The sequence below is a fragment of the Neobacillus kokaensis genome (genome assembly GCF_014656545.1).
GTDB lineage: Bacteria > Bacillota > Bacilli > Bacillales > Cytobacillaceae > Neobacillus > Neobacillus kokaensis.
Map to the genome: position 1 here is coordinate 174,451 of NZ_BNDS01000010.1, position 17,082 is coordinate 191,532.

17 protein-coding genes and 1 other annotated feature are annotated in these 17,082 nt (G+C 39.1%); of the genes, 4 read left to right on the forward strand and 13 right to left on the reverse strand.

Translation table 11 applies throughout. The annotated features are described in order from the left end of the window. Window positions 1-158: 158 nt before the first annotated feature. The 6 genes from IE222_RS13550 to IE222_RS13575 all read right to left on the reverse strand — a co-directional run bounded on the left by IE222_RS13550 (window position 159) and on the right by IE222_RS13575 (window position 7,388). Window positions 159-884 carry a sulfite exporter TauE/SafE family protein gene (locus IE222_RS13550; RefSeq protein WP_191273650.1) on the reverse strand — a complete coding sequence of 242 codons (726 nt, stop codon included), beginning with the start codon at window positions 882-884 and terminating at the stop codon, window positions 159-161. 367 nt (window positions 885-1,251) lie between these two features. Next, window positions 1,252-2,517, reverse strand: coding sequence for a threonine ammonia-lyase IlvA (ilvA, locus tag IE222_RS13555; protein ID WP_191273652.1), 1,266 nt, complete (start codon window positions 2,515-2,517; stop codon window positions 1,252-1,254). Between the two features lie 70 nt (window positions 2,518-2,587). Beyond that, window positions 2,588-2,840: a binding site (T-box leader), on the reverse strand. 200 nt (window positions 2,841-3,040) lie between these two features. Continuing rightward, the gene (locus IE222_RS13560; RefSeq protein ID WP_308435608.1) at window positions 3,041-4,705 is read right to left on the reverse strand and encodes an amidohydrolase; all 1,665 of its coding nucleotides are present in this window, start codon (window positions 4,703-4,705) and stop codon (window positions 3,041-3,043) included. A gap of 18 nt (window positions 4,706-4,723) precedes the next feature. Continuing rightward, window positions 4,724-5,497 (reverse strand): ABC transporter ATP-binding protein, encoded by a 774-nt coding sequence (locus tag IE222_RS13565; protein WP_191273656.1) that lies wholly within the window; start codon window positions 5,495-5,497, stop codon window positions 4,724-4,726. A 15-nt stretch (window positions 5,498-5,512) separates the two neighbouring features. Then, window positions 5,513-6,328, reverse strand: a complete 816-nt coding sequence (locus IE222_RS13570) for an ABC transporter permease (protein WP_191273659.1) — start codon at window positions 6,326-6,328, stop codon at window positions 5,513-5,515. A 25-nt stretch (window positions 6,329-6,353) separates the two neighbouring features. Continuing rightward, on the reverse strand, window positions 6,354-7,388 hold the full coding sequence (locus IE222_RS13575; protein ID WP_191273661.1) for a taurine ABC transporter substrate-binding protein: 1,035 nt from the start codon (window positions 7,386-7,388) through the stop codon (window positions 6,354-6,356). Between the two features lie 303 nt (window positions 7,389-7,691). Here IE222_RS13575 and IE222_RS13580 point away from each other — a divergent pair, with 303 nt between their 5' ends. Together IE222_RS13580 and IE222_RS13585 are read left to right on the forward strand one after the other, a co-directional pair. Further along, window positions 7,692-8,414 carry a FadR/GntR family transcriptional regulator gene (locus IE222_RS13580; RefSeq protein WP_191273662.1) on the forward strand — a complete coding sequence of 241 codons (723 nt, stop codon included), beginning with the start codon at window positions 7,692-7,694 and terminating at the stop codon, window positions 8,412-8,414. Window positions 8,415-8,556: 142 nt separating this feature from the next. Next, complete coding sequence (locus tag IE222_RS13585) at window positions 8,557-9,069, forward strand: gamma carbonic anhydrase family protein (protein ID WP_191273664.1); 513 nt, start codon at window positions 8,557-8,559, stop codon at window positions 9,067-9,069. Window positions 9,070-9,161: 92 nt separating this feature from the next. Here the strand turns inward: IE222_RS13585 and IE222_RS13590 are convergent, their stop codons facing one another. The 5 genes from IE222_RS13590 to IE222_RS13610 all read right to left on the reverse strand — a co-directional run bounded on the left by IE222_RS13590 (window position 9,162) and on the right by IE222_RS13610 (window position 13,995). After that, window positions 9,162-9,737: an SCO family protein gene (locus IE222_RS13590; RefSeq protein WP_191273667.1), complete on the reverse strand. Its 576-nt coding sequence runs from the start codon at window positions 9,735-9,737 to the stop codon at window positions 9,162-9,164. A gap of 187 nt (window positions 9,738-9,924) precedes the next feature. Next, entirely contained in the window at window positions 9,925-10,926 is a 1,002-nt protein-coding gene (locus tag IE222_RS13595; protein WP_191273669.1) for an ABC transporter substrate-binding protein, read from the reverse strand. Window positions 10,927-10,958: 32 nt separating this feature from the next. Next, entirely contained in the window at window positions 10,959-11,720 is a 762-nt protein-coding gene (locus IE222_RS13600) for an ABC transporter permease (protein WP_191273671.1), read from the reverse strand. Beyond that, on the reverse strand, window positions 11,704-12,489 hold the full coding sequence (locus IE222_RS13605) for an ABC transporter ATP-binding protein (protein ID WP_191273673.1): 786 nt from the start codon (window positions 12,487-12,489) through the stop codon (window positions 11,704-11,706). The genes IE222_RS13600 and IE222_RS13605 overlap by 17 nt, the downstream gene beginning before the upstream one ends. Window positions 12,490-12,663: 174 nt before the next feature. Next, window positions 12,664-13,995 carry an MDR family MFS transporter gene (locus IE222_RS13610; protein WP_191273675.1) on the reverse strand — a complete coding sequence of 444 codons (1,332 nt, stop codon included), beginning with the start codon at window positions 13,993-13,995 and terminating at the stop codon, window positions 12,664-12,666. Window positions 13,996-14,166: 171 nt separating this feature from the next. Here IE222_RS13610 and IE222_RS13615 point away from each other — a divergent pair, with 171 nt between their 5' ends. Continuing rightward, entirely contained in the window at window positions 14,167-14,310 is a 144-nt protein-coding gene (locus IE222_RS13615) for a hypothetical protein (protein ID WP_191273677.1), read from the forward strand. A 69-nt stretch (window positions 14,311-14,379) separates the two neighbouring features. On the opposite strand, the gene IE222_RS13620 is transcribed toward IE222_RS13615, so the two are convergent. Next, entirely contained in the window at window positions 14,380-15,255 is an 876-nt protein-coding gene (locus IE222_RS13620) for a proline iminopeptidase-family hydrolase (RefSeq protein ID WP_191273709.1), read from the reverse strand. A gap of 65 nt (window positions 15,256-15,320) precedes the next feature. Further along, window positions 15,321-16,451, reverse strand: coding sequence for a glycerate kinase (locus IE222_RS13625; RefSeq protein ID WP_191273679.1), 1,131 nt, complete (start codon window positions 16,449-16,451; stop codon window positions 15,321-15,323). A 136-nt stretch (window positions 16,452-16,587) separates the two neighbouring features. On the opposite strand from IE222_RS13625, the gene IE222_RS13630 reads away from it, so the two are divergent. Beyond that, entirely contained in the window at window positions 16,588-16,980 is a 393-nt protein-coding gene (locus IE222_RS13630; RefSeq protein ID WP_191273681.1) for a C40 family peptidase, read from the forward strand. The last annotated feature ends 102 nt before the right edge of the window (window positions 16,981-17,082 follow it).

Below are 17,082 nucleotides of genomic sequence, written 5' to 3' on the forward strand. Positions count from 1 at the left end.
GATACGATTTAAATTTCGTCCCTTAATCTAATGATACTCGACCATTTTTTATTATACATTAAATGGGACATTTGTTAAGTGTAGATGTTAAAAAAAAATGAAGAAGTGATGCATTTCGCAGGGTCCCCCCTAGACTTTTCAATAAAAGGGAATAAATCCTACATTGAGCTCAGGCTTTCTAGGAAAAGATAGATACCTGTACAACTTAGGATGATATAGGTAAATATTCTAAAAACCCGCTGATTCAGTCGGCTAAAAATCATTTGACCTATATATAAACCGAAAAAGACGATTAAAACAGCATAAAGTGTTGACTGCCAAATGATTTTTTCCGTTCCGGCAAAGATTATTTGAACGATTAAACTAATAAAATAGATAAATATAAAATAGGCTAAGGTTGTTGCTCTTATTTTTTCTTTTTCCGTATCCGTACCAGTAAAGTAAAGTAACAGCGGCGGACCGGCCATGCCGATACTTGACGATAAAAGCCCGGAAATTCCTCCAACGATAAAATCTCTAAATTTCGTGCGCTTAACCTTAAATCGACAAATTAATAACAATGTAAAAAGCAACAGAAGAATACTGATGCCTAATTTAAATGCATTAATGTTTATCGAAATAAACAGTAAAATACCAAAAGGGACACCAGCTAAACTTCCTAATATAAATCTTTTTAATATTACATAGTCAATGTCCGTTCTAATCTTCCTGAATAGAAGTACCGAGATTAGAAAGTTTAAAATGATATTAATTTGAATGGCTTCTTGCGGGTGGAATATCATCAGTAAGAAAGGTGTCGATATTACGGAAAATCCAAAACCTGTACTGGTTTGCAAGATGGAAGCCACCAGAACAATGGAAATAAAAACAAATATATTCTCCAAACTTTTCCTCCTTTTTTAGCAAATGAGCCTTGTGTAATTGTATGCAACCATTTCAAAATTCCAGCTCATTGTTTAAGTTTTCTACTAGGTTATACAACAATAAAAAGCACACGGAATTCCCCTGAATAACGTGTGCCTTGGAATAATTAGTTTATTTTTTTCGGTTTTCGTAAAGAATGCAGTTAAAAATCACGTTAATATGGTTTTAAATCACACATATGAACTAATTAATATGTTTTATCGGCGATTCTCGTTAGTTTATCGGCGAAACTACGATTTTATCGGCGAATCCAACCACTTTATCGGCGAATTTTCAATTTTATCGGCGAATCCAAAATCACAAAAAACTTTAAAAAAGAACCATTTTTTAGACAAGCATTTGGAACAGTGTACTGTCCTTATTGACTTCCCGATGGACGAACCCTTTCGCCTTAATCCGTTCCACTAGCGGTCCGTAGTCGGCTTTATCCTTCAATTCAATTCCCACTAAAGCTGGGCCAGTTTCGCGGTTGTTCTTTTTCGTGTACTCGAAATGGCTGATATCATCGTTCGGTCCAAGAACCTCCATTAAGAATTCACGTAAAGCACCTGGACGCTGCGGGAACTGAACGATAAAGTAATGCTGCAATCCTTCATAAATCATCGAGCGTTCTTTTATTTCCTGCATCCGGCCGATGTCATTGTTGCCGCCGCTGACGACACAAACAACGGTTTTGCCCTTAATTTCCTCTGCATATGTATCAAGGGCAGCAATAGATAGGGCACCTGTCGGCTCAACAACGATGGCATTTTCATTATATAGAGACAATAGCGTAGTACAAACTTTTCCTTCCGGCACAACAACAATATCGTCTACGATTTCCTTACAAATATTGAACGTATTATTCCCAACTTTTTTTACAGCTGCACCGTCGACAAATGGATCAATTTTTCCTAAGCAGGTAACTTCTCCTTTTAAAATGGATTCCTTCATGCCCGGTGCACCTTGAGGCTCGACCCCAATCAGCTGGGTTTCCGGAGAGTAATGACGTAGGTAGGTACCTGTTCCTGCCATAAGCCCGCCGCCGCCAATGGCCGCAAATAAATAATCAATTTTTTCGGAACAATCATTAAGTAGTTCCACACCAACTGTACCTTGACCCGCAATTACATCAAAATCATCAAATGGATGAATGAAGGTGCGATTTTCTTCTTGGCAGCATTCCATTGCTTTGTCATAAGCATCATCAAACGTATCCCCAACTAATACAATTTCCACATCTTCTTTACCCCAAAATTTCACCGAGTTAACCTTTTGTTTTGGTGTTGTGCTGGGCATAAAGATTTTTCCATGAATTTTTAATAAATGGCAGGAGTAAGCCACCCCTTGAGCATGATTTCCGGCGCTTGCACAAATAATTCCATTTTCCACTTCTTCGGAGCTTAATTTTTTAATTCGGTTATAAGCTCCACGAATTTTAAAGGAACGAACACTTTGCATATCTTCACGTTTTAAATAGACATGACAATCATAACGTTCTGATAAGAGATGATTATATTGCAGAGGCGTCGGAGAAATCACATCCTTAATAGTGTGGCTGGCAATAATAATATCCTCCACATGTAATGTTTTGTTATCAACTTGTTGACTCATGATCATGATTCCTCCTTCATTTTTCAAGCAACTATTTCTTGTATAAACAACAAAAAACCCGTCCCTAAAATATAGGGACGAGTTATCTCGCGTTACCACCCTACTTCCGCAGCAAAAACATAAACTTGTTGCGGCTCTCGATCAACGTACTGATTGTAAAGTACGTGTTCCGTTAACGGCGGACTCACCCGGCATAGCTTACTAGTTATGTTCAGCTTTGCATCTCAGAGATGATCTTCAGATTGTTCTGACATCGACTTCCACCAACCGCCGATTCTCTTTGGACAAGAAACAAATCCTACTCTTCTCTTCATCGATTTAAGATTAATTTTTTATTAGGTTACCACTGAAAAAATGCCATGTCAATATATTTTGACTATTTCCTATTTTTAGATAATTAATAAAGCGCTTACATTTTTTTAGGTAAAACAAAATAAACAGCATCCCAAAGGATTGCTGTTTATTTTAATATAAGAGCATTATTAAAATTTTTTTAATGACCTATATTTGTCCATTCCATCTTCTAGGTCAGAGCTTTCACTTTGTTCTCCCAAACAACTTGCCCATCAATAATAGTTGCTAAAATAGGAATATCCTTTATTTCCTCATGCGGGCAATCCAATGGGTTCTTTGCCAATACAGCGAAATCGGCTTTTTTGCCTTCTTCTATTGTACCTTTTTCATTTTCTTCAAAATTTAACCTTGCCCCGTAAATCGTCATGGATTTCAATGCTGTCATTACATCAATCTTTTGATTTTCCCCTAATACACGTCCGTTCCTTGTAATCCGGTTTACTGCGGCCCAAACGGAAAATAAAGGAGAAATTGGTGTAATTGGACAATCAGAATGCAGTGTAAACAATAAATCTAAGCCAACCGCATCAGCTAATGGATTAATCCGAGCTGCACGCTCTGGTCCTAAAAATATTTCACGGTGCCGGTCTCCCCAAAAGTAGACGTGATTAATAAAGAAGGAAGCAGCAATACCTAGTTCTTTCATTGTTTCTAAATCCTTCAAGCTCCCTGTCTGTACGTGTTCAATTCGGTGGCGATGATCATCTCTAGGACTGGTTTGAATGGCTGCACCAAGAGCTTTTATATTAGACTCAATCGCCCGGTCGCCATTACCATGTATAGCAATTCGGAAGCCTCGATTATGTAAGTCTAATATTTCTCTATCAAATGCTTCTTGTTCGTTTAATAGTTCACCGTATTCAGAACTATTACTAAAATATGGTTCTCTAAGTGCTGCAGTGTACCCTTGAATAGAACCATCCTGGAAGTGCTTAGCACTATCAAGGCGAACACGGTTATCTGACCTTTTCAGCAATTCAGCTTGCAGCTGTTCCGCTGTATAATTAGCAAATGGTCCATCTTCACGTAATAGATGATTCATAATCATTAATCGCATTTTTAGCGGGTTCTTACCTGAATTCACTGCATCTAAATGAGCATCAAGTTCGGTTATTCCTTTATCCAACCCTACCCCTGCATCAGTACACGTTGTAATTCCTTGAGATAAATATACTTCTGCGCCTTTAGAGATATTTTGAATACTCTCTTCTTTGCTCGGAACAGGTAAATATGGATTTATCATTTCCAAGGCCGGGATTTCATGAATCACCCCATCTAGCATTCCCTCTTTATCACGTCCAAAAAAACCGCCGGCAGGATCCATCACAGCTTCGGTTATGCCTGCCAGTTCCAGTGCTTTAGAGTTTACAGTAGCAAAGTGTCCGGAGATATGTCTGATATAAACAGGGTTGTTTGGAGCTGCTTTGTCCAAATCGAATCTCATTGGATGCCTTTTTTCTTCCAATAGAGTATCATCATATCCCCAGCCCATAATCCATTTTCCTGGTGCCGTTTTTTCTGCCTTTGCACTGACCTTTAATAAGATGTCTTCAATGCTATTATTTTGAGGCGAACGACAATCTATGAAATTTAACATTTCACCATACATTAATAAATGACTATGTGTATCTATGAATCCAGGTAAAAGTGCAGCACCATCTAAATCTATAACTTTTGTATTGGCATCAAGTGTAAATTCTTGTAAATCAGGTTCTGATTCAGAAAATAGTTTCACAATTTTTCCTTTAGATACAATTAGAGATCTGGCCGTTGTGTTGCTTTCATCTAAAGTTATGATTGTAGCGTTTTTTATAATCAGGTCAATTTTCATCATTTGCAGCTCCTTCCGTTTCTAATGAGATGTCTTTACTTCCTCTTGAATTTGCTTTAAAATAGCCGATTTATACGTTAAAAATTCCGGAGTAGTAATGACATCTATTTTTCGCGGCCGTGGAAGCTCAATGGCATATTCCTTCGTAATTCGGCCGGGATTTCTTGACATAACGCCGATTCTGTCCCCGATAAATATAGCTTCGTCAATATCATGTGTAATAAAGAGAATAGTAGTATGAAATTGTTCCCAAACATCCATCACTAATTCCTGCATTAATGACCTAGTTTGTGCATCCAAGGCTGCAAATGGCTCATCCATTAGGAGCACGGTCGGGTCATTTACTAGCGCCCTTGCAATCGCGGCGCGTTGCTGCATCCCTCCGGAAAGTTCGTGTGGATAATGATTTTCAAACCCTTTTAATCCAACTGCCTCTATAAATCTTGAAGATTTTTCTTTCAGTTCACCAGGTGAGGTTTTCTTCATTCTTAGTCCAAAAACTACATTTTCATAGACAGTTAGCCAAGGAAATAGATTGGGAGTCTGGAACACAACAGCCCGATCAGGTCCAATGCTTTTTACAATTTCTTGATTAACAGAAACTTTTCCTCTAGTTGGACTTTCAAAGCCTGCCAGCAATTTAAGGATAGTACTTTTTCCGCAGCCGCTCGGACCTAAAAGGCAATAGATTTCTCCTTTATTTATTGTTAAATCAATATTATCAAGAACATGAGTTTCTTTCCGTTCTGAAGAAAAAATCATATCAATATTTTGCATAAGTATTTGTGATGGCATAATTACACTCCCCCCTTATTTCCCGCTCCAATGACAGCTTTTCTTCTCAATAATGGAAATGATATTTTCAAGGATTAATCCTATTAATCCAATCAAGATAATTCCAACATATACTACAGGCATTCTGAAGAAAGTTGCAGCATCCATAATCATATAGCCTAGCCCTTCTTGTGCAGCCATTAGTTCAGCCGCAACCACAATCGCCCAGCTTACTGCTAATCCAGCTTTTAATCCTGTCATAATCGATGGAAGTGTAGCAGGAAAGATCACTTTACTAAATAATTGGATTCGATTTGCCCCAAGGTTCTTAGCTGCTTGGATAAGACCATTAGGAATTGTCTTAACGCCGCTAAAAGTATTTAAAACAATATATAAAAACGCCGACATGAAAATGAGCATGACCCTTGCTACTTCACCAATCCCAAACCACATAATAAATAGCGGTAAGAAAGCAATTGCCGGAATCGGACGAATGATTGCAAATATTGGGCTTAAAACTGCAGAAACATACTTATTCATACCCATCCATAACCCTATTGGTATAGCTAACAATACAGCTAACAGATACCCGCCAATTGTTCGAAATAGACTAGCAACAATATGTGTAGTTAAATTTGTTCCAACATACCCGTCTGTAAACAAAACACCCATTGTTGTGATAATTTCTTTTGGAGAAGCGAGATACTTCTCGCCAACAGCAGCAGATACAAGCCACCATAATAAGACCATAGCTAGAGGAGTACAAACGCTTACAATTCTTTCTGGTGACAATTTACGCCTTTTTAATTTTACTGGGATTGCAGAATTAGGCTGGACTGTCGTTCGGCTCATCTTATTACATCTCTCCTTTAGAAAATTATTTTTGTAGCTTTTCAACAAACGATTCGTCTATATGCTTTGCAATTTCGGGTTTTTGACTAATTTTCCCCTTTTCGTACAAAAACTCTGCTAAATCGTTTAGAACCTTTACTAAGCCTTCATTTTGCTTAAGCGTCTCAGAATTCATTGAAAATGTATATTTAGGGTCCCATAATTCCTTATATGTTGGATATTCAGAATTACTTAAAACAGAAGCTGCTTCTTGTTTCTCTAAAGCCAGTGCTTCTTGCAGTATCTTTTCAGAGTTTTCCTTGTTGTCTGCAATAATTTTATTTGCATCGCCTAAACTCTTAAGAAAAGCTTCTACACCTTTCGGATTTTTTTCAATCCACTCATTGCGCGCAACCCAAACTCCTGAAGCTCCGACACCTATATCTCCATCCCTGACAATTACTTTTCCACCAGCAGTTTCAAGTTTGCTTACCCAAGGGTCCCAAACCCAAACACCATCCACATCGCCTTTTTCAAAAGCCGGGATAATGGTGGTAACATCAAGATCGATAATGGTTAAGTCCTTTTCGGTGAGTCCGGCTTGCTTCAAACCTTCCATCATGGCGTATTCTGCAGAACTTCCTCTTAAAACAGATATCTTTTTACCTTTTAGATCTTCAAGTTTATTTATTCCGCTTTTCTCATTAACAACCAATCCCTCAGCTTTAGAAGAATTTACTTCTACTCCAATAATGCTTACTGGAAGGTCTTCCGCCATCGCAATAACCGCCGGTGGGTTCCCCATATAAGCGACATCTATACTCCCGCTATTGAAAGCAGCAAACATTGGTGGCCCTGCGGTAAATTTTGTATATTTAGGGTTAATACTATTTTTTTCAAATAATTTTTCGTTTTGAGCTACATAGAATTGAGTTTCAACGCTTGGCTGCCAGCCAATTTTCACCTCTTGATGTCCATTATCTTTAGAGGCTGCCTTTTCATTTGATCCACAACCAGCTAACAAACCGAACAGCAATACAACAATCATTCCAAAATAGATGTTCTTTCTTAAGGTAATCATACGAACCCCCCATTTTTTTAATAGATTAATAATCCAGCAATCCATTTAACTAGTCATCAGATGACTAAGTGAAAGTTATTTTTAATTATAACTGTGAGTATTTTTAATTGCAATTAAATTTTTTTAATATTTGGAATATAAATAATTTATGGAATTTATTAAAAATAACAATAGTTATAAATTGAAAAATTTGGTTAAATAGAATTAACTAAAAAGTGGATGGTATTCTGACAATAGCTAAATCAACTAAAAACTATAATTTAATCCTAAAAATATACTTCCGATAAGGATGAGGAGGATCAAATGATATATAAAAAAATAAAACCAAAAAAAATATATGAAGAGGTTACTGAAGAAATCCATGAAATGATCAGAAACGGGGTTTTTAAGCCCGGAGAAAAACTGGGTTCGGTACACCATCTAGCGGAGAATTTTCAAGTTGGTAAAGCTGCAATTCGTGAAGCCTTAAGTGCTTTACAAGCTATGGGTTTGGTAGAGATGAAGCAAGGCGAAGGGACCTATATTAAGGAGTTTGACACAAATAGATTGTTATTTCCATTGTCTACCGCCATTCTTATGAACAAGAATGATATAATCCACCTTTTAGAAGTGAGAAAAATATTAGAGTTTGGATCTGTCTTAGCTGCTGCCAATAAACGTTCAGAAGATGACTTACTCACTATTTTCAGTGCCTTGGAGCAGATGAAAAAACCTCTCGGGATTGAAAAACTAGGGGAAGCAGATTTATGTTTTCATCTATCGATAGCTGAAGCCTCCAAAAACCCAATCTTAATACAATTAATGAAAGAGGTTGCAGAATTAATGATAGAAACGATGAAAGAAACAAGACGAATTTGGGTTTTCTCGAACAAAACGACAACCGAAAAATTATATTTGGAACATGCCGATATTTACCATGCTATTTTAGCCAAAGATAGTGAAAAAGCGCAAAGATGTATGATGTCCCACTTAGAGGATGTGGAAAAGATTATCATAAAATATTTGGATGTAAATGAAAATAACTAACCATTCTACCTTTCTGAGGTTCTAGGAAATCTTTCACCAGCTGGATTTTTTATTTTCAATTATCCTGGGTGTCTGACACTAATAATTTTGATATAATTACAAACAGTTAATAAATTCAGAAATTGTAAGGGGCGTATTTTATATGATGATTCCATACAAAGGAAAATCTCCTTCTATGCATGACTCCGTGTTTGTGGCACCAGGTGCATATTTAATTGGCGATGTTCAGATTGGGAAGGAGTCGACGGTTTGGTTCAACGCTGTTTTACGAGCTGATGAGGGTCCGATTATTATTGGTGAAAGATGCAGTATTCAGGACAATTCTACTCTTCATTTATATGAAGGATTTCCTGTCATTATTGAAGACGATGTCACCATTGGCCATAATGTGATTTTGCACGGCTGTAAAGTGGGCAAGGGCTCCATTATTGGAATGGGTTCAACAATCCTAGATAATGTGGAAGTCGGGCAAGAATGTATTATCGGTGCCAATACCCTGCTTGCTGGGAGCATTAAAATTCCTCCGCGTTCACTTGTACTAGGTTCTCCCGGCAAAGTCGTTCGTGAACTAACAGAAAAAGACCTGCAAATGCTGCAGATGTCAAGTGAATCTTATGTCCAAAAGGGCAAGGAATATAGAGAGATTTTAAAATAAATGAAGGTATAAAATACCACCCTGCTTTTTTTAGGGTGGTTGACTTTTTTTCATATTTTTATATCTAAGAAGGTATCAAACTACACAAAAAATTATTGTAAAGATTTAATATCTCTGATGATTTGTTCATAAGGCGGATCGGAGACCCCCTCATACTTTTGCACAACCAGTCCCTGTTTATTGATTAGATAAAAATTCGTGCTATGCACAAATTGATTTGATCCTTCTAATTTTGCCGCTGGGGCCATAAAGGATTTATTGGCAAAGCTTTCAATAAACTCCTGTTTGTATCCTGTTATGAGATTCCAGTTTGAAAAATCAGCCCCTACTCTACTAGCATATTGTTTTAATATTTGGGGTTGATCATAGTCGGGGTCAATACTGAAGGATACTAATTGTGCCTTAACGCCTGCTTTTGCAAGCTTCCTCTGAAGTTCTGCCATATTGGACGTCATCGGCGAACAAACGGTATCACAATTAGTAAAGACAAAATCGGCAATCCACACCTTTCCTTTTAATGTTGAGAGATCGATTGGCTTTTCGTCTTGATTAACCCCTTCAAAATTCGATACTTTCATATTTAATGGAAAAACAACTTTTTGTTTGTTATTTACACATGCGCTCAAGATGCCTAAACCGATCAACAAAAGGAGTATGACTTTTTTCATTCCAAACATCCCTTCTAGAAAAAAGTGCTGAGCATTGACTCAGCACCTTGCATTTTATTTAGCTTTGAATCTGAAAAATTTATTTTTTGAAGATATATTGTTGAAAGTTGCAAATTTATCTAGAAAATCCACAGATATATTTCGAAAAGCCGCAGATAAATTCCTCATACTAGTCAATTTTATATATTTATTTAATAAACTCCGTATTGATTAAAGCCGCAAAATCAGGCTTTTCTTTTAAGAATTTAAGCTCAACAGACGAATTAGCAAACTGTTGAATCACCTCTTCATTGACATCTGAAGTGAAATGGATATTTTTCCACGCTTGATCAATCACATCTTTATCAAGTTCTTGTTTCGTAATGTCTTTAATGCTATTGATGGTAATTTGTTTGGCTTCTTCTGGATTCTTTTCAATAAAGGCGATGGCTTCTTCCTGCGCTTTTACAATTTTTGCGATGACGTCTTTATCCTCTTTAACCTTCTTACCGCTCGAAACTAGAATCGTATTTGGCAATGTTTGACCGTAAGAGATTTTAGAACTGTCGACGATTACCTTCGCCCCGACTTGTTTCACCAATTGGGAAGCCCAAGGCTCAGGAACGGCTGCAAGGTCCACTTTACCAGTCTCAAACATGTTTGCGTACTGAGCCGGGTTGCCGGTTACATGCTTAAGCGTGCCGCCGATTCTAGCAGATGAAATGCCGAAATCTTGTAAAAATGTTTCCATTTGAACATCATGTGTGCAGCCAACCCCAGGAGTAATGAATGTTTTTCCATTAAAATCTTCCACGGAATTGATTCCGCTCTTCTGACTGGCGACAATCGCTGTACCACCGGATGAAGCACCTGCAAGAATTTTCACATCGGCACCGTTAGTAAAGTTGTTCATTACAGGGCCAGGTCCAACTAAACCTGCATCAATATCACCGGTTTTTAGTGCTGTCATAAAGGCACCGCCATCAGGGAAGGTTTTATATTCGATTTTTACATCCTTACCCAATTCTTTTTCGTAGTAGCCTTTTTCCTTTGCGACCATCGCAGGTGCATGGTCAATGTTCGGGAAGTATCCAATTACTACCTTTTTCTCTTTTTGACCGGAGCCGGCACTTTCCGAACTGCCGCAGCCTGCTAATAGTCCTGCCGCAAGTAAAAAGGCCGAGCCCATAATGGTTAACTTCTTTTTCATCTCTCTTTTTCCTCCCCTTTTTTAAAAACATCTTAATTGTTTGTTTCCAGCCCCCAACGGCGCAGGACATTTTTCTCTACCCGCTGGAAGAACAAAATATCAACAATCGTGCCGATGACACCGATGATAATCATGATCCCGATTACCAGCTTCATATTGCCAAAATCTGAGGCAAACTTAAGTGTATAGCCGAGACCAGGTCCTGCACTTAAAATTTCCCCTGCCATCAGCGCCCGCCAAGCAAACGCCCAGCCAAGCCTTATTCCCGTGACTGCGTATGGAATCGAGGCAGGAAAAATTATTTTTATAAATAAATCCCAGCCCCGTGAACCCATTGTCTGAGCAGCCTTTATATAAAGAGGCGAGACATTTTTGATTCCAATCCGCATATTAATCGTCATCACCAAAGTAGCCCCCAGAATGACAATAAACGTTACTGCTTTTTCATTTAAGCCAAACCACATAATCGCGATAGGCAGCCAGACGATACTTGGGACACTCTGAAGCGCCAAAATCAAAGTACCAAGTGTTTCATCTGCAGTTTTATTTTTGGCTAAGAGAATCCCCAGCCCGACACCTATAATAATCGCTATTGCAAGACCAATTGCCAGTCTGCGAAAGCTTGCGATAATATCATAGATTAATGTTTTATCAGCAAACCCTTTAGCAAGTTCGTCTAATACATCTGTTGGGGCTGGCATTAAGGCTGGTGAAACACCGAGTATTCTCACAGTCCCCTGCCAAGCGATCAAAATCAGAACAAAGAATATGATTCGTTTAATTGTTGACTGCATATGCTAATTCCTCTTTTACAACTTTATCAATCTCGCTCTGCAAGAGCCTCATAATTTTTTCCTCTAGTTTGGCTGTCATTTGCGGATGCTGCGCTCTCGGTCTAGGAATTCGAACTTGAATGTCCTCTAGGATTACTCCAGGCCGTGTCCCCATGACGATAATTCTGTCTGACAGTTTAATAGATTCGCTGATACTGTGAGTGACAAACAAAATCGTTTTCTTGGTTTCAAGCCAAATTTTCTCTAATTCATGATGAAGTCTTGAGCGTGTTTGTTCATCCAATGCGCCAAATGGTTCATCCATTAAGAGAACCTTCGGATTCATCGAAAGTGCTCGGGCAATTGCCACCCGCTGTTGCATGCCGCCAGAAAGCTCATGTGGAGAATGCTTTGTATAGTTACTCAACTGCACCTTTTGAAGGAAATGGTGTGCCAATTCTTTTGCTTCCTTCTTCTTCATCTGTTTGCGGAGCGGAAACATGACATTCTCTTCTACGGTCATCCATGGGAATAGCGCAGCCTGTTGAAAAACCATTCCACGATCTTTCCCCGGCTTCGTGATTCGCTGGCCATTTAACAAAATTTCACCACTTGTTGGCTTTGTCAAACCGGCCACAATCGAAAGCAGTGTTGATTTACCACACCCAGAGGGCCCAAGGATTGAAACAAATTCCCCCTCTTTTATGTCCAGATTAATATCGGAAAGCACAGTACTTGCCGTATTTTGATTCACAAATTGCTTATTAATATCTTGAATTTGAAGAAACATTTGCCCTTTCACCTACTTCACCCATAATTCACATTAGTTTAATCGGATTAATATTAATTAAAATTAATTATAAAGCTTATCGCCCTAAAGTCAATCATTTTCTAAAAATTCTCACCAAAAAAAGGTGTCAGGCACCATGTGAATTTTTCACATGGTGCCTGACACCAAGTTTGTCTAGTTAAGTTGATAGGCTTCAGACTGTGTTTTTGCTGGTATTAGAAAGCTTAGGAATACGGTGATAAAGCTGAAGATGAGTGCAAATAGGAATACGTTTTGCATTCCAATTACAATGTTGGCCGCCTGATTAATAATGACACCCATGATGGTAACCCCAATGGAGGTTCCGATGTTTCTTAAAAACATTTGCAGGGATGTCGAGATCCCCTTGATTTCAGCATCAGCAAATTCCTGAGAAGCAATCGTTCCTATCGCAAATAATAATCCAAACGAAAACCCCTGCACCGTTAGAATTAGAAATAATACGGCGTACGCAATATTTTCGACAAAAATGTAGAGAGCAAGTCCCGAAAATGCTGTAATGATACTACCTATAATAAATAAATTTTTATAGCCATAACGGACAATCCAATTTCCTGCCGGAGTGCTTCCAAACATCCATCCGACTGCGATACTTAATAAGATTAACCCGCTTTTGTAAATACTCATGTTATTCCCTTCCTGCAGGAATAGCGGAATAAAGTTCGATGTCCCGAAAAACGAAACACAGTATACAAGCATAAACAAATTTGTTCTGAATAGCCCTTTATTCTTAAACAAGGAAACAGGCAGAAATGGATAGGTTTCCCTTCTTTCCACCAATACAAAAAGAAGAAACACGATAATACCTGCTATCACATACCACATAGGCTTGCTAACGTTCGTAGCTAATAATAGCAGTGTAATGGAGATACCAAATAAGAAAAAGCCTTTATAGTCTATATATGTCTTTTTAAATTGAACCTGTTCCTTATATGGAATCAAACATAGCACTGTAGCAATGCCAATTGGAATGTTAATATAGAAAATCCATCTCCATGTTAAGGCTTCAACAAAAAAAGAACCTAATACTGGTCCAACAATTGAAGATAAAGCCCAAATGGAACTGAATACTGCCTGAATTTTCCCGCGCTTTTCAATTGTAAATAAATCCCCTACAATGATCATCGAGAGCGGGATCATGCCGCCTGCCCCAAGACCTTGAACTCCTCGATATATAACAAGTGTAACCATAGAATTAGCAAGTCCGCATAGAACCGAACCTAGCGTGAAAATACCCACAGCGATAATCAATAGCTTTTTCCTGCCATACATATCGGATAATTTTCCATACAGCGGAACAGTTACTGTACTCGCTAACATATAAACCACAAAAATCCACGCAAACAACTCCATACCTCCAAGCTGTTTGACAATCGTTGGACTGGCTGTTTGCATAATGTTTGCGTCAAGCGCCGAAATGAGAGTGGTAATCACCAGCCCCCAAAATACATATTTACTTTTCCCCATTAGAACCTCCTACGTAAACCCCTTAAAACATCTTTTTATTATAGCAAAGTACCTTTTCAAATATCTATTACTTTTTCCAACCCAAAAAAGTAATCTCCCTAAAAATACCTTTTTAAGTAATAAATTGCTCTATTAAGAGAAATTCTAAAAACAATCGGAGGTGGTGTAAAGATGAGAAAAGACATCAATCAAGAAAGCAGCCTAAATAACGAAGAAATCATGAACCGGGTCAATCAAACCTTTGATAAGATTTCTCAAGATGTGAAAGAAATGATTCAACAAAACGATCAGGAAAATGATACCCCCTATTCATAACGCCGTAATGGCGTTTTTTTAAAATAACCCAACACATTCGTGTATAAGTGTTGGGTTTTTCCAATCTAACTATTCTACTGAGTTTAAGAAATCGCCAATTACCCGTAAGTATTCCTCCGGCTCTTCAATATATGGCATATGGGCGCTATTTTCAAACACATAAAATTTCGAGTGGGGTGTCAGACTGCTATAATAATTGGTTGAATCTGGTGTTGCCTCATCATAGCGGCCGCAGGTATATAAGGTTGGACACGTTATATTCTTTAGCTGCTCGGTGCAATCGAACGTTTTTAAATTCCCCTTCACGGTAAACTCCGATGGGCCCCACATGATATTGTAAACTTCAGGATTTCGGTACTCTCGCGGTCTGTTTTCGATCCATTCGGGATTTCGTTCTAATCGATTGACAAAATGTTTACTAAAAACTTCAATTGCTGCTTCGAATTCCGCCGAATCAGTCGTCCCGTTTTCCTCGCAGCGTTTGATAGTTTCCTGCACATCTAGTGGCAGTGTTTTTAAATTTCGACGTTGATCCTGTTCCCACAATGGTGCACTTAAGCATGGGCTTGAAAAAATAACGCTTTTCACGCCTTGCGGCTGCGGCTCCATCAGACAATAGGCCGCCGCCAGCGTCGTGCCCCATGAATGCCCGAGAATATGTACTTCTTGAAGGTTCAAGGCTTTGCGTAGCTGACCGAGTTCCTCCACAAACCGATCAACATGCCATAGCGATGAATCTGTTGGCCGATCCGAACGGCCGCAGCCTAATTGATCATATAAAATCACAGGACGATCCTTCGCTAAGTCTTTCAACCCCTGCAATGAATAACAAGATGAACCAGGCCCTCCATGCAAAACAATCACAGGCGTTCCAGCCGCCCCCTCATTAAACCTCTGATACCAAACCCTGCCCCCCGTTACCTCAACAAACCCCTCTTCATACATCTTCCATTCTCCTTTCTTTAGCGATGTCAGGCACCATGTGAATTTTCCCATGGTGCTTGACACCACTACTCGTTACTCCATACTGCGGCGATATTTCTGGCGGTTGTTTCTATGTATTCAGCGGCGTGTTTGAAAGCATCTTCTAATTCCACAATCCCTGGTATAATGCTGAAGATGGCGTCGATTCCATGGTCATGGACAACATGGCTGTCAGTGCCAACTGTTCCGGCAATGGCAATGACGGGAACTCCAAATTTTTTAGCAGCCTTCGCTACACCGATCGGAGTTTTGCCGAAAATCGTTTGATCATCAATCTTCCCTTCTCCGGTGATGACCAAATCCGCATCTTGTACAAGCCTAGAAAGCCCTGTCGCTTCAATGACAATATCCACTCCTCGCTTCAATTCCGCAGGTAAGAATGCAAGCAGGCCGCCGCCGAGACCACCAGCTGCTCCAGCCCCAGGAACATCCACTATTTTCTTTCCAAGGTCCCGTTCAATAATTGCAGCAAAATGGGCAAGATTTTCATCCAACCGGGACATCATTTCGGAGTCTGCTCCCTTTTGCGGACCAAATATAGCAGAAGCTCCTTTTTCACCTATAAGCGGATTATCGACATCGCAGGCAACATCAATTCTGACATTCCCTAATCGTGGGTCAAGCCCAGCGATATCAACGGAACAAAGCTCTCCTAATGCTCCCCCGCCTCCGCCAATTTCCCTGCAGTTTTCATCTAGGAGCCGTACGCCAAGAGCCTGTGCCATGCCTGCGCCTCCATCATTAGTGGCACTGCCTCCGATTCCTAGAATAATATGATTTACTCCGTAGTCAAGGGCTGCAGCTATCAATTCTCCCGTACCACTTGATGATGTGATCAAAGGATTGCGACGCTCGACTGGAACGAGCTGCAAACCAGATGCAGCTGCCATTTCGATGACCGCAGTCCGCTCATTCCCAAGCATTCCGAAAAAAGCTTCTACTTCTTCACCAAGTGGCCCTGTCACTATTTTTTTAATGATTTTCCCACTGGTTGCATCGACGAGAGATTGAACTGTTCCTTCTCCTCCATCTGCCATAGGAACCATTACATATTCCGCATCTGGCAGTACCTTTTTAAAGCCTTTGACAATTGCTTCAGACACCTCGATTGCAGAAAGACTTTCTTTAAATGAATCAGGTGCAATGACAATTTTCACCGCCAACCACTCCCTATTTGAGTTATCCCCAAAAAAGTATATGATGTAAAAATTGTACGATATCCTATTCTTTTTGTACAAGCATTTCCTGTTAACTTCAATATGCTAGATTATAATCAAAAATGAGAGGGAAAAGATGCTAACAAATAATGTGATTCAATCAGGATTGCAACAGCTCGGAAAGCCCTATGTCTTCAATGCACCACCATTTCAAGCGAACTCTTTTGATTGCAGCTCGTTCATCCAATATATTTTCCAAGTAAATGGTGTGTCGCTTCCACGAAATTCACGCCAGCAATATCTTGCTGGTAAAATGATTAACAGTCAAAATATCAAACAAGGAGATTTATTATTTTTCACTACTCGCAGCAGGAAACAAAAAAAAGGACTTGAGAAAATCGGCCATGTTGCCTTGTACCTTGGAAATGGTAGAATTCTGCATACGTATCCGAAAGGAAAAAAAGTTACCATCTCAGCATTAGAACCATACTGGAAGAAAATGATGGTAGGGGTAAAACGAATCTATTAAAAAATCCCCGAAATATGAACTGCACCCCAATTGTTAGACACCATCTAACAATTGGAGGTGCAGTTTTTCTATGGCTAAATTTACTGCAGAAGATAAATTACA